The 13,151-nt window shown below is 72.8% G+C and carries 8 protein-coding genes; 4 read left to right on the forward strand and 4 right to left on the reverse strand.

The window, feature by feature from the left end:
* Positions 1–45: 45 nt before the first annotated feature.
* Together ACFWBY_RS19120 and ACFWBY_RS19125 are read right to left on the reverse strand one after the other, a co-directional pair.
* Positions 46–1,368: a M1 family metallopeptidase gene (locus ACFWBY_RS19120; RefSeq protein WP_385344971.1), complete on the reverse strand. Its 1,323-nt coding sequence runs from the start codon at positions 1,366–1,368 to the stop codon at positions 46–48.
* Between the two features lie 84 nt (positions 1,369–1,452).
* Entirely contained in the window at positions 1,453–5,394 is a 3,942-nt protein-coding gene (locus tag ACFWBY_RS19125; RefSeq protein WP_385344975.1) for a Pls/PosA family non-ribosomal peptide synthetase, read from the reverse strand.
* A 323-nt stretch (positions 5,395–5,717) separates the two neighbouring features.
* Here ACFWBY_RS19125 and ACFWBY_RS19130 point away from each other — a divergent pair, with 323 nt between their 5' ends.
* Positions 5,718–7,541: a protein kinase gene (locus tag ACFWBY_RS19130; RefSeq protein WP_385344977.1), complete on the forward strand. Its 1,824-nt coding sequence runs from the start codon at positions 5,718–5,720 to the stop codon at positions 7,539–7,541.
* 138 nt (positions 7,542–7,679) lie between these two features.
* Here the strand turns inward: ACFWBY_RS19130 and ACFWBY_RS19135 are convergent, their stop codons facing one another.
* A complete protein-coding gene (locus ACFWBY_RS19135; RefSeq protein ID WP_385338751.1) occupies positions 7,680–8,153 on the reverse strand; it encodes a DUF2000 family protein in 474 nt (157 codons plus the stop codon).
* Positions 8,154–8,202: 49 nt separating this feature from the next.
* On the opposite strand from ACFWBY_RS19135, the gene ACFWBY_RS19140 reads away from it, so the two are divergent.
* The 3 genes from ACFWBY_RS19140 (at position 8,203) to ACFWBY_RS19150 (ending at position 11,992) form a co-directional block, all read left to right on the forward strand.
* Positions 8,203–9,015: a helix-turn-helix domain-containing protein gene (locus ACFWBY_RS19140; protein ID WP_385338749.1), complete on the forward strand. Its 813-nt coding sequence runs from the start codon at positions 8,203–8,205 to the stop codon at positions 9,013–9,015.
* Positions 9,016–9,305: 290 nt separating this feature from the next.
* A complete protein-coding gene (locus tag ACFWBY_RS19145; protein ID WP_385338746.1) occupies positions 9,306–11,315 on the forward strand; it encodes a discoidin domain-containing protein in 2,010 nt (669 codons plus the stop codon).
* Between the two features lie 80 nt (positions 11,316–11,395).
* The gene (locus ACFWBY_RS19150; RefSeq protein ID WP_385338743.1) at positions 11,396–11,992 is read left to right on the forward strand and encodes a TetR/AcrR family transcriptional regulator; all 597 of its coding nucleotides are present in this window, start codon (positions 11,396–11,398) and stop codon (positions 11,990–11,992) included.
* A gap of 56 nt (positions 11,993–12,048) precedes the next feature.
* Here the strand turns inward: ACFWBY_RS19150 and ACFWBY_RS19155 are convergent, their stop codons facing one another.
* Positions 12,049–13,008 (reverse strand): LysR family transcriptional regulator, encoded by a 960-nt coding sequence (locus ACFWBY_RS19155; protein WP_385338740.1) that lies wholly within the window; start codon positions 13,006–13,008, stop codon positions 12,049–12,051.
* Between the last annotated feature and the right edge of the window lie 143 nt (positions 13,009–13,151).

Here is a 13,151-nt window from a genome sequence, read left to right on the forward strand (position 1 = left end):
ACCGGCGACGGCCCCCGCTCGGCGTCGGTTTCCATGTGAGGCGGCCTAGGCGGGCAGCGGCGGGAGGGCGCTCTCGTAGAGCCACGCCGTGAGCAGGTCGTCCAGCGGCTCGGCCGCGAAGCGGGCCACATGGGCGGTGAAACCGGCGGTGGTCACCACGCCGTGGCGGTGGACGGCGGCCCACTCGCGCAGCATCCGGAAGAACGCCTCGTCGCCCAGGGCGCGGCGGATCGCGTGCACGGCGAGGCCCCCGCGCTGGTAGAGGCGGTCGTCGAACATCAGCTTGCGGCCCGGGTCCGCCAGTCGCAGGTCTTGCGGCTGCGAGACCAGCAACCGGTGTGCGGTCGCGGCGAGCTCGTGGGCGCCGCGACCGCCGGAGCGCTCCGACCAGAGCCATTCGGCGTACTTCGCGAAGCCCTCGTTCAACCAGATGTGCCGCCAGTCGGCGATGGTGACGCTGTTGCCGAACCACTGGTGCGCCAGCTCGTGGGCGATCAAGCGCTCCGAACCGCGTACGCCGTCCACGTGGTTGGCGCCGAACAGGGAGAGGCCCTGGGCCTCCACCGGCACGTCCAGTTCCTCGTCGGCCACGACGACGGCGTACTCCCCGAAGGGATAGGGCCCGAACAGTTCCTCGAACAGCCGCATCATGGCGGGCTGCCGGGCGAAGTCGCGGGAGAACCGCGGCAGCAGGTGCGCCGGCACGTGGGCGCTCTGCGGGACACCGCCGAGCCCCGGGTCGCCGAGCAGCACCGTCTGGTACATGCCGATGGAGAGCCCGACCAGGTAGCTGGACGTCGGCGCGGACTGCTCGTACACCCAGGTGGTGGTGCTCGCCTTCGTCGTCCGCGTCAGCAGCCGGCCGCCGGCCACCACCGTGTAGGCGGACGGCGTGTTGACCGAGAGGTGGTACGAGGCCTTGTCGGCGGGCCGGTCGTTGCAGGGGTACCAGGAGGGCGCGCCGACCGGCTGGCTGGCCACGAGCGCGCCGTCGGTCAGCTCCTCCCAACCGAGGCCGCCCCAAGGGCTGCGCACCGGCTTGGGGTTGCCCGCCCAGTGGACCTCGATGGTGAAGGCGGCACCGGCGGGCAGCGGCTTGGCCGGCCGGACGCGGAGCTTGCCGCCCCGGTGGCCGTAGTGCGGCGCCCGGCCGTTCACCAGGACCCGGCCCACTTTGAACTCGGCCAGGTTCAGGTCGAATTCGGTGAGCGGTGCCCGCCCGGCGATCGCGCTGAGCCGGGCTGTCCCGGCCAGCCGGTTGGGGCCGGGCCGGTATTCCAGGGCGAGTTCGTACCGGTGCACGCGGTAGCGGTGGTCGCCGTTGGCCGGAAAGTACGGGTCCGATGCCGATGCCCTCTGGCCGCTCACTGCCGCTTCCGCTCCCTGCGCTGTGCCTGTTCGTACGACGTGCCGGAACCGGGGCCCTTCGGGCGGCGTACCCGGGCCGCCCCTTCAGGACCGCCAGGCCTCGATCGGGTTGCCCAGCCAGCGGGTGTCGGCGGGGACGGTTTCCCCGGCCATCACGAGCGAGGCGGGACCCAGCGTGCTGCGTGCCCCGACCGTGCTCCCGGGCAGGACGATTCCGCCCGGTCCCAGGGTGGCGCCCTCGCCGAGGACCACAGTATCCGTCCTCAAGATCCGGTCGTGGAAGAGGTGGGTCTGCAGTACACAGCCGCGGTTCACGCTGACCGCGTCGCCGAGCACCACCAGGTCCGTCTCGGGCAGCCAGTAGCTCTCGCACCACACCCCCCGGCCGATCCGGGCCCCGAGCGCGCGCAGCCACAGGGCCAGCAGCGGCGTCCCGGGCACCGATCCGGCCAGCCACGGCACGGCCAGCACCTCGACGAAGGTGTCGGCCAGCTCGTTGCGCCACACGAAGCCGCTCCACAAGGGGTGCTCCCCCGCCCGGTGCCGCCCGACCAGCAGCCACTTCGCGGCCACCGAGACCGCGCACGCGGCCACCCCGGCCGCGAGCAGGACCGCTCCGGACAGCAGCGCGGTCACACCGATCCCCGGGCCGCCCGCGCGGACCGGCGCACAGAGCGCCGCTACCGTCAGTACGGCGAGCGCGGCCGAGCAGAACACCGGGAGGAGCCGGCACAGCTCCACCAGGCCCCGCGCCCACAGCAGGCGTGCGGGCGGGTCGTACGTCCGGCTCTGGTCGGCGTCAGCGGCGGAGCGCGGCAGCCGGACCGGCGGCAGCCCCAGGTACGAGCTGCCCTTCTTGGCCTTCTTCGGAGTCGCGGACAGTACGCCGACCAGCCCGCCCTCCGGCACGGTACGGCCCGGCGCGGTCATGCCGGAGTTGCCGAGGAACGCCCGGCGGCCGATCTCGGAGTGCCCGATCCGCATCCAGCCGCCGCCCAGTTCGTAGGGGGCGGTCAGGGTGTCGTCGGCGAGGAACGCGCCCTCGCCCACGGTGGTGAGGCTCGGCAGCGCGAGCACGGTGGACACCTCCGCGCCCCGGCCGATCTTCATGCCGAGCAGCCGCAGCCACACCGGTGTGATCAGCCCCGCGTACAGGGGGAAGAGCGTTTCCCGGGACCGGTCCATCAGCTGGGTGACCGTCCAGGCCTGCCAGCCGATCCGGCTGTGCGTCGGATGGATTCCCGTACGCAGCCCGAGGCTGAGCAGGCGTACCGAGACCAGCAGGAGCAGCGCGTACGCGAAGCCGAAGGCGAGCGCTCCGGGCACGACGGCGAGCAGCGCTCCGCGCAGGGCCCGGGCGAGCCCGGCGTCGGCGGGCACGAAGGAGCTCACCACGAGCAGGGCGGGCAGGGTGGCGAGCACGGGCAGGGCCGTGAGGACGAAGCCGGACACCCCGTACGCCGCCCTCCAGGGGAGTCCGCGCGGTGGACGGTCCTTCGGCCAGTTCCGCTTGGCCTTGCCGAGCTTGACGGCGGGAGCTCCGGCCCAGCGCTGACCGGTCGGCACCTGCCCGACGACGGCGGAGCCCGGGGCCACCTCGGCCCGCTTGCCGACCCGCGCGCCCGGGAAGAGGATGCTGCGGGTACCGACCACGGCGCCCGCACCGACCCTGACCGGGCCGATCTCGAGCCGGTCGCCGTCCAGCCAGTGCCCGGAGAGGTCCACCTCGGACTCGACGGCGCAGCCGCGGCCGAGCTTGAGCATGCCCGTGACCGGAGGCAGCGAGTGCAGGTCCACCTCGGGGCCGGTCTTCGCGCCGAGGGCCCGCGCGTAGCGCTCCAGCCAGGAGCCGGTGAGCGAGGTCGCGCCGGAGTACTCCGCCAGCCGCTCGGCCGTCCACAGCCTCATGTGCACGCTGCCGCCGCGCGGGTGGCGTCCGGCCTTCACCCCGCGCAGCAGCAGGCGAGCGCCGCCGGCCGCGATCGCGAGGCGGCCCGGCGGGCTGAAGAGCAGGGCCGCCCCCGCGGCGACGAGCCACCAGGAGGCGGCCGGCGCCCACGGATAGGGCCCGAACCAGTGGAGTACGTTGCCCAGGGCCAGCAGCGCCACGGTCCAGCGCAGTCCGACCAGCGTGAACAGCGGGAGCAGCAGCAGTGACTGGACCACCTTGGTCCGGAGCGGAACGGGCGCGACGGTCCGGGTCGCGCCGTCGTCCTGTGCGGACTTCTCCAGGTGCCGGGCCAGCTTGCGCAGGGTGGGCCGCTGGTAGATGTCGAGTACGGCCGCGCTGGGGTAGCGGGTGCGCAGTCGGGTGGTGAGCTGGGCGGCGGCGAGGCTGCTGCCGCCGATCGCGAAGAAGTCGTCGGCCGCACGGGTGACGGCCACTCCGAGGATCTCGCTCCACTGCTCGGCGAGCCAGGCCTCGGTGCCGTACAGCTGCTCGGCCGGGCCGGCGCCCTCCAGTTCGGGCAGCGGCCAGGGCAGCGCGTCGCGGTCCACCTTGCCGGAGGTGCGGGTGGGCAGCTCCGCGACGGGTGCGAGCAGGGGTACCAGGGCGGCGGGCAGTTCGGCGCGCAGCCGTGTCACCGCCGCCGCGTGGTCCCAGCCCTCCTGGGTGACCAGGTAGCCGACGAGCAGTTGGTTGCCGCCTCGGGCCGTGCGTACGGCGGCGGCCGCGCCGGCGACGCCGGGCAGGGCCTGCAGCGCGGCGTCGACCTCGCCCAGTTCGATGCGCCGGCCGCCGAGCTTGATCTGCTCGTCGCCGCGGCCGAGGAAGACCAGTCCCTCCGGTTCCGCGCGGACCAGGTCGCCGCTGCGGTAGGCGCGCTCCCAGCCGAGAGATTCCAGCGGGGCGTACTTCTCGGCGTCCTTGTCCGGGTCGAGGTAGCGGGCGAGGCCGACGCCGCCGATGACGAGCTGGCCGCTGCCGCCCAGGGGAACGGGCTCGCCGGACTCGTCGACGACGGCCAGTTCCCAGCCGTTCAGCGGGAGGCCGATCCGGATCGGTTCCTCCCCGGTCAGCAGGGCGGCGCAAGCGACGACGGTGGCCTCGGTGGGGCCGTAGGTGTTCCAGACCTCGCGGCCCTCGGTGACCAGGCGCTGGGTCAGCTCGGGCGGGCAGGCCTCGCCGCCGAAGATCAGCAGCCGGACCTCGCCCAGGGCCTCGGGCTCCCACAGCGCGGCCAGGGTCGGCACGGTGGAGACCACGGTGATCTCCTGTTCCACGAGCCAGGGCCCGAGGTCGGCCCCGCTGCGGACCTGGGAGCGCGGGACGGGCACGAGGCAGGCCCCGTAGCGCCAGGCGAGCCACATCTCCTCACAGGAGGCGTCGAAGGCGACGGACAGTCCGGCCATGACCCGGTCGCCGGGGCCGATCGGGTCCTCCGCGAGGAACAGCTCGGCCTCGGCGTCCACGAAGGCGGCGGCGCTGCGGTGGCTGACGGCGACGCCCTTCGGCTTGCCGGTGGAGCCGGAGGTGAAGATGATCCAGGCGTCGTGCTCGGGCCCGGGCCGCCCCGCGGATACCGGGGCTGCGGCGGGGCCGGTGACGTCGATGCGGGCTCCGGCGCCCAGGACGGCCCGTACCCCGGCCTCGCCGAAGACCAGTTCGGCCCGCTCGTCCGGGTCCTCCGCGTCGACCGGCACGTAGGCCGCGCCCGCGGCGAGCACGGCGAGTACGGCCGCGTACAGCTCGTTGGTCCCGGACGGCACGCGTACGCCGACCCGGTCGCCGAGCCCCACCCCGGCGGCCGCGAGGGCGCGCCGGCGGCGCTCGACCTCCGCGGCCAGTGCCCGGTAGGTCAGCCGGGTGGTGCCGTCGTCCAGGGCGGGGTCGTCGGGGTAGGCCCGTACGGAGGCCTCGAAGACGTCGACGAGGGTGCGCGGCGGGGCGGCGGGCCCGGCGCGGAACCGGGCGGACTTGCCGGACTCCTCGGACCGCTCGCCGTCACCGGGTCCGGTGCCGCCGTCGAGCCCGGTCCCGTCGTCGAGCAGAGTGACTTCACCGCGCTCAGGTGTGGCTGCCATCGGCCCTCGCGTCTCGCTCCCGGGAACGTCCGGGTCGCCGGTGGAGCCCGGGTTCGCCCGGGTTGTTCCGGTCCAGCGCCAAACAGCCCGTCAGTCTAGTGCGACGGCAAGGATTTTTCCGCAGAAGACTTGCGCATGGCCGGGAGGGAACGGTATGGAGGCCACGAGGTTACGGGAGCCCTTTCCGGCGTCCGCGCGCCGTCCGGCCCGCCCCCGTCCGCCCTGGGTGACGAGGCGCACCGGGAGCTCGTGCAGGCACCAAGTACCCTCGTCCCGACCGACTTTGGCTGACCACCGACGAGCAGGGACGGCAAGGGGCGCACATGTGGGGACGGGGGACGGTCCTCGGGGACCGGTACACACTGGCCGAGCGGATCGGCGGGGGTGGCATGGGGGAGGTCTGGCGTGCCGACGACGGCGTGCTCAGACGGCAGGTCGCGGTGAAGGTGCTGCTGCCGGCACTGCTCGACGACATGGGTTTCGCGGCGCGGTTCCGCCGGGAGGCCATGGTCCTCGCCTCGCTCAGCCACCCGGGCATCGTCGACGTGCACGACTACGGCGAGAGCCGGATCGAATCCGGCGAGCTGATCGCGTACATCGTCATGGAACTCGTCGAGGGGAGACCGCTCAACGAGGTGCGCGCGCAGGGCGGGCCACTCCCTGCCGAACAGGTGCTCGACATCGCCGGGCAGGCCCTGGACGCGCTGCACGCCGCGCACCTGCAGGGCGTGACGCACCGCGACATCAAGCCGTCGAACCTGATGCTCGGGGACGACGGCCGGGTCACGGTCACCGATTTCGGCATCGCCCGTTCCAGCGCGGCCAGCATCGGGATCACCGACTCGCACGCGGTGCTCGGCACGGCGCTCTACATGGCTCCCGAGCAGGCGGAGGGGCTCGGTGCCGTCGCGGCGTCCGACCTCTACTCCACGGGCGTGGTCTGCTACGAACTGCTCACCGGTGAGCCGCCGTTCACCGGCGATTCGGTCGTCGAGATCGCGCTCAAGCACATCAGGGAGCCGGTCCCGTCCCTTCCCGAGGAATTTCCGGCGCCGGTGCGCGCCTTCGTCGCCAGGGCCCTGGCCAAGCAGCCCGAGGAGCGCTACGCCGACGCCTCGGTGATGGCGGCGGCGGCGCGGCGCGCGGCGGCCGGCCGGCCGCTCGGCGAGCTCGACGCGCCGGCGGGACCGACCGTCCCCCGGACCGGCCCGGCGGTGCCCGCGGCCGCGCCGTCCGTGGCCGGCGGCCCGCGGCGGAACCGGCCGGACTGGCCGGACTGGCTGCGCCTCCCCGCGAGCATCGCCGTACCGATCGCGGTCACCGTGACGGTCACGGCCTCGGTGGCCGTCACCGTCCTGTACATCGACCCCCGGGGCCGGCAGTCCGACGCGCCGACGGCGGGAGGGCAGCCGTCCGCCTCGGTGTCCGCCCCGGTGACCGTCGGCGGGAGCCCGAGCCCCGGCGCGTCCCCCACGGGGACACCGGGCGACGCCCCGCCCGGCGCCTCGGTCCCGCCGCCGGGAGCGGACCCCATCGGGAACCCCGGCGGCCAGGGCGGCGGCGACGGCGCCGCGCCCCCTCCGGCAGCGAACACGGCGCAGGGGGCGGGCGGTTCCGCCGGCGCCGGCGGGCGGACCAGTACGGGACCGAGCGGGGGCGCGAGCACGCCCGGCGGGGCCTCCTCCCCCGGCGGCGCGGGCAACGGCGGCTCGGGAGGCGGGTCCACCCCGCCGAAGGGGTGCGGCGGCGCGAGCTGGGGCGCCATCACGAACGTCGGGAGCGGCCTCAAGATCGGCCTGAGCACCGCCGGCCCCGAAGGCGGCGCCAAGGTGATCATGGGCGGCACCACGGCCTTCGGCTGGGTGCACGAGAAGGGCAACTACGACACCCTCAAGGCGTGCAGCACGTCCGGCGCCGGGATGAGCCGGGCGCTGACGCAATTCAACGACACCGTTCGCGTCGAACTCGCCGGCCAGTTCTCCGGGGACGTGTGGTGGAACCTGGAGGCGGCCCCGACGTCGGGCGCCCACTACATCAAGGACATCCACTTCCAGGGCGGCTGCCTGACGTCCAACGGCGCGGGCAACCAGCTGACGGTGGTCGCCTGCGTCTCCGGGAACAAGGCCCAGCAGTGGCGGATCCCCTGAGACCCGGAGCCGGCGGCGGCCCCGGAGCCGGGACCGCCGCCGGCTCCGGGCCGGGTCGGGCGTAGGGGCCTGGACACGGTCCGGAGTACGGGGCGCGCGGCGGAGCCCCACCCGCGCCGCCCCGCCCCTCCACCGCGTTCAGGAGTGCATGCGGGCTCCCTTGAGGACCTTGTCCACCGCGTTGCGCGCCCCGTACACGGCGAGCCCGACCAGGTCGAGCCGGTCCGTGGCCACCGCCGCCACGGCCGCGCGGTTGGCCCGGTCGTCGCCGGTGGCGAAGAGGTCCGACGTGAACACCGCGGCGGGCAGCCCGCGCCGCACCGCCCGCTCGTGCGCCGCGGTCACCGTCTCCTTCCCGCCCTCGAAGACCAGTACGGGCTGGCGGAACATCGGCAGGTACGCGGTCCCGTCGGCGTCCTCGTACGGCTCGCCGACCACCTCGGGAGAGCGCGTACCGAGCCCGCTGACGAGGAACGCCGTCACGTTCAGCCGCTGCCAGGCCTCGAGGTCGTCGCGCAGCAGTACCGCGATCTTGGTGTCGAAGCGGACGGGTGCCTGCGCGTCCGCTTCGACAGCGGCGCCGCCGATGTCGATCTTCTTGTCGTCGTCCATGGCACGAGACTGCCGGGCCCGGGGTTTCACGATCTTGTACGTTCTTTGCGTGAAGCCCCAGCAGGAGGTATCCGCCTGGCGCCCCCGGGTCGCGGGGGTGGTCGAGGTCTTCCACGCCCACTTCACCGCGCACGCCTACCCCATGCACGTCCACGACGCGTGGGCGCTGGTGATCGTCGACGACGGAGTCATCCGCTACGACCTCGACCGCCACGAGCGCGGCACCCCGCGCGACACGGTGAGCCTGCTCCCGCCCCAGGTCCCGCACAACGGGTCGCCCGCCACCCCGCACGGTTTCCGCAAGCGCGTGCTCTACCTCGACACGACACAGCTGGACGAGCGTCTCATCGGGGCCGCCGTGGACGGGCCCGATTTCGCCGATCCCGTACTGCGCGACCGCGTCGGCCACCTCCACCGGGTCCTGGCGACCGCGGGCGACGAGTTCGAGGCGGAGAGCCGACTGGCCCTGATCGGCGACCGGCTGCGCACCCTCCTGCGGCCCGGCCTGATCCTTCCGGACGCGCCCGCCGCACCGCTCGGCGCCGGCGTCGCCCGGAGCCTGCGCGAACTCCTCGACGAACGGACGGTCGAGGGCGTCTCCCTGGAGGAAGCGGCGGGCCTGCTCCGGGCACACCCCGCCCATCTCGTGCGCGCCTTCAGCGGCACCTTCGGCATCGCCCCGCACCAGTACGTCGTCTCGCGCCGCGTCGCCCTGGCCCGCCGACTGCTCCTCGACGGCCGGCCGCCTGCCGAGACGGCGGTCGAGGCGGGCTTCTACGACCAATCCCATTTCACCCGGCACTTCAAGCGCATGGTGGGCACCACCCCGGGGCGCTACGCCCGTTCCGCGGCGGCCCGCTGACCGGGCGCGCGGCCCGCGTCGAAAGCTCCCCGCAAGGCGCCCGGGAGGCGTAGGGTGACGAACCATCAGGTCATTTGACCCGGACTCTTGACTCTGTACCCGGCAGTAGCGATTCTCGACGCAACGATTGCGCGGGACATGACAATCGACCACCGGGCGGATGTCCCGGGGGTCGTGTCCTCGACCGCGCCCTGTGCCGACCGAGGACGTGAGTAGTGGCCATGAGCCGAGAGACGCAATCACCACCACAGCGAAGGCGCGGGCCCGCCAGGCCCCTCGCGATACTTTCGATGCTCTTCGGCCTTCTGGCCATGGCGCTCGGCCCCGTCCCGGGCGCGGCCGCCGACGAGGGCTGGTGGAACCCCTCCGCACGCCCCGCGCCCGATTCCCAGGTCAACGTGAGCGGCGAGCCCTTCAAGGGCACCGACGCCCAGGGCAACGTACGGGGCTTCGTGGACGCCCACGACCACATCATGTCCAACGAGGGCTTCGGCGGCCGGCTGATCTGCGGCAAGCCGTTCTCCGACCTCGGGGTGGCCGACGCGCTCAAGGACTGCCCGGAGCACTACCCCGACGGCAGCCTGGCGATCTTCGACTTCGTCACCAAGGGCGGTGACGGCAAGCACGACCCCGACGGCTGGCCCACCTTCAAGGACTGGCCCGCCCACGACTCGCTGACCCACCAGCAGAACTACTACGCCTGGATCGAGCGGGCCTGGCGCGGCGGCCAGCGCGTCCTCGTCAACGACCTCGTCACCAACGGCGTGATCTGCTCGGTCTACTTCTTCAAGGACCGCAGCTGCGACGAGATGACCGCCATCCGTCTGGAGGCGAAGAAGAGCTACGACATGCAGGCCTTCGTCGACAAGATGTACGGCGGCCCCGGCAAGGGGTGGTTCCGCATCGTCACCGACTCCGCGCAGGCCCGTGAGGTCGTCAAGCAGGGCAAGCTCGCCGTGGTCCTCGGCGTCGAGACCTCCGAGCCCTTCGGCTGCAAGCAGATCCTGGACATCGGGCAGTGCAGCAAGCAGGACATCGACCGCGGCCTCGACGAGCTGTACGGGCTCGGCGTGCGCAGCATGTTCCTGTGCCACAAGTTCGACAACGCCCTGTGCGGGGTCCGCTTCGATCAGGGCGCCCTGGGAACGGCCATCAACGTCGGGCAGTTCCTGTCGACCGGCACCTTCTGGAAGACCGAGGAGTGCGCCGGCCCGCAGCACGACAACCCCATCGGCCTGGCCCCGGCGGTCTCGGCGGAGAAGGAGCTGCCGGCCGGAGTGACGGTGCCCTCCTACGCCGCGGGCGCCCAGTGCAACACCCGCGGCCTCACCGAACTCGGCGACTACGCGGTGCGCGGCATGATGAAGCGCAAGATGATGCTCGAGCTCGACCACATGAGCGTGAAGGCCGCCGGCCAGGCCTTCGACATCCTGGAGTCCGAGTCGTACCCGGGCGTGATCTCCTCGCACAGCTGGATGGACCTCGGCTGGACCGAGCGGCTCTACAAGCTCGGCGGTTTCGCGGCCCAGTACATGAGCGGCTCCGAGGGGTTCAGCGCGGAGGCCAAGCGGACGGACGCGCTGCGCGAGAAGTACAACGTCGGCTACGGCTACGGCACCGACATGAACGGCGTCGGCGGCTGGCCCGGCCCGCGCGGCGCGGGAGCGCCGACCCCGGTCACCTACCCCTTCCGCAGCACCGACGGCGGATCCGTCATCGACAAGCAGACCACCGGCCAGCGCACGTGGGACCTCAACACCGACGGCGCCTCGCACTACGGCCTGGTCCCGGACTGGATCGAGGACATCCGGCTCGTCGGCGGGCAGGGCGTGGTCGACGACCTGTTCAAGGGCGCCGAGTCCTACCTGCGCACCTGGGGCTCCTCCGAGCAGCACAAGGCCGGAGTGAACCTCGCGGCGCGCACCGCCGCCTCCGCGAGCGCCTCCGAGTGGAACCCGTTCGTCAGCTACGCGCCCGGTCAGGCCGTGGACGGCGACAAGGGCAGCCGCTGGGCGAGCGACTGGAGCGACGACCAGTGGGTCCAGTTCGACCTCGGTTCCGAGAACCTGGTCAAGAGGGTCACGCTCGACTGGGAACGCGCGTACGGCAAGGCGTACCGCATCGAGGTCTCCACGGACGGGGCGGCCTGGCAGACGGCCTGGTCCACGACCACCGGTGACGGGGGTCTGGACACGGCGCGGTTCGCGGGGGTCCCGGCCCGGTACGTGCGCGTCCACGGAACGGGACGCGGGACGCAATGGGGTTACTCCCTGTACGAAGTCGGCGTATACAGCAGCTGACGGCGCCGAGGGGGCGTCCGGGAGGATTCGTCTCCCGCACGCCCCCTCGGGGCAGCACCAGAGCGAAGGGGAACCCGTACATGGCACGGATGCCGCTGACCGACCGGCGTGCGCAGCTGACGGAGGCGGCCATCCGCGCGATGGCCCGCGACGGGGTGCCGCGGACCACGACCCGGTCCATCGCCGCCGAGGCGGGCGTGTCCCTGAGCGTCTTCCACTACTGCTTCGACTCCAAGCAGGCGCTGCTGGAGTCGGTCATCGAAACGATCACCGCCCACTACGTCACGATCGTGAAGGCGGCGATCCAGCCCAAGGCGACGCTGCGGGAGACCATCCGGGCCGGCTTCCAGGCCTACTGGGACCACGTGGCGGCCAGCCCCGGCGCGCACATGCTCACCTACGAGCTCACCCAGTACGCGCTGCGCCAGCCCGAGTTCGGACATCTGGCGCGCCGGCAGTACGAGTTGTACTGCGAGACCTACGCCGAGCTGATCGAGGAGCTGCGCCGGATCTCGCCGTTCGAGCTGAGCGTGCCGGTGAGCGTGCTGGCCCGCTACCTGGCGGCCATGACCGACGGGGTGACGCTGAACTTCCTGGTCCTGGGCGACGACAAGGCCGCCGCCGAGATCCTCGACATGGTGACCGACCACGTGGCGGGACTCGTCCGGCCGAGCTGACCGTCCCGCATGTCGACACGCGACAAATCCTGTTGGCGGCCGGCGGCGCGAGGCGGTCAGTCCAGGGCCGGGTGGACTTCCGGGTGCTCGTCCCACCAGGCCCGGTGGAAGGGGTTGTTGTCCACGTTGGCCAGGTACGCGCAGGCCGCCGAGCGGTAGAAGAGGTCCGCCTGCCGGGCCGAGACCGTCGAGCGGTTCCAGGCGAGGCGGATCCGCCCCATGATGGGCGCGCCGATCAGGGGGCGGATCACCGTGCCCGCCACGGCCGGCGCGGTGGGCTGGCACAGGGAGACGGCCCGGCCGGCGGAGATCAGGTCGTACTGCATCATCCGGTCGGTGATCCGGTAGCGCAGCGAGGGGGCGAAGCCGGCTTTGGCACAGGCCTCGATCAGCGCCTCGGGACCGCCGTCGTCGTCCTCCACCAGCGTCATCCACGGGTCCGCGGCGAGGTCGGCGAGGTCCAGGGCCTCCAGCCGGGCCAGCGGGTGGCGTGCGGACATCCGGATGCAGAACGGTTCCTTCGGGACCAGGGTCCGGGCCAGCACCCCTCCGGGCAGCGGGACCTCGTGGTCGTTGACCTCGCCGTACACGATGACGTCGTAGCGGCCTGCGCCGAGCATCCGCACCAGGGCCGTCACCGAGTCCTCCAGGTCCACGGTGATCTCCCTGCCGGACAGGACCAGGTCCTGCTGCGCGATCAGGCCGTCGACGAGCACGAGCAGGATGCAGCCCAGGCGCAGCGGGGCGCCTGCCGTCCGGGCGCGGGTCTCGGCGCCCAGGTCGTCCATCTCGCTGAGCACGCGGCGGGCTTTCGCGAGGACGAACTGGCCCAGGGGGGTGGGCTCGACCCCTCGCCGGCCCCGGACGAAGAGTTCGCCGCCGGTGACCCGCTCGATCCTGCGCAGTTGCGCGGAGAGCGCCGGCTGTGAGACCCCGAGCCTCCGCGCCGCACCACCCAGGCTGCCCGTTTCCGCTATCTGGCAGACGGCTTGCAGATGTCTCAACTCCAGCTGCATTCCAGCAGCTTACGCAGCGTCATGCGGCGACACCATAACGCCGGTCTTATGCGTGCAGAGATGTCCCGATCTCGTCATGGACACGTCCATACTCGGCCGCGAACAGCCAGATCTCCGCGCCTCATCCCCACCCCCCACAGACG

It is taken from the genome of Streptomyces sp. NPDC060049, from assembly GCF_042736715.1.
Taxonomy (GTDB): domain Bacteria; phylum Actinomycetota; class Actinomycetes; order Streptomycetales; family Streptomycetaceae; genus Streptomyces.

Coding starts and splice junctions, on each gene's coding strand:
- ACFWBY_RS19125 (WP_385344975.1), bottom strand. CDS start 5,394: ATGGCAGCCACACCTGAGCGCGGTGAAGTCACTCTGCTCGACGACGGG.
- ACFWBY_RS19130 (WP_385344977.1), top strand. CDS start 5,718: ATGTGGGGACGGGGGACGGTCCTCGGGGACCGGTACACACTGGCCGAG.
- ACFWBY_RS19135 (WP_385338751.1), bottom strand. CDS start 8,153: ATGGACGACGACAAGAAGATCGACATCGGCGGCGCCGCTGTCGAAGCG.
- ACFWBY_RS19145 (WP_385338746.1), top strand. CDS start 9,306: ATGCTCTTCGGCCTTCTGGCCATGGCGCTCGGCCCCGTCCCGGGCGCG.
- ACFWBY_RS19150 (WP_385338743.1), top strand. CDS start 11,396: ATGGCACGGATGCCGCTGACCGACCGGCGTGCGCAGCTGACGGAGGCG.
- ACFWBY_RS19155 (WP_385338740.1), bottom strand. CDS start 13,008: ATGCAGCTGGAGTTGAGACATCTGCAAGCCGTCTGCCAGATAGCGGAA.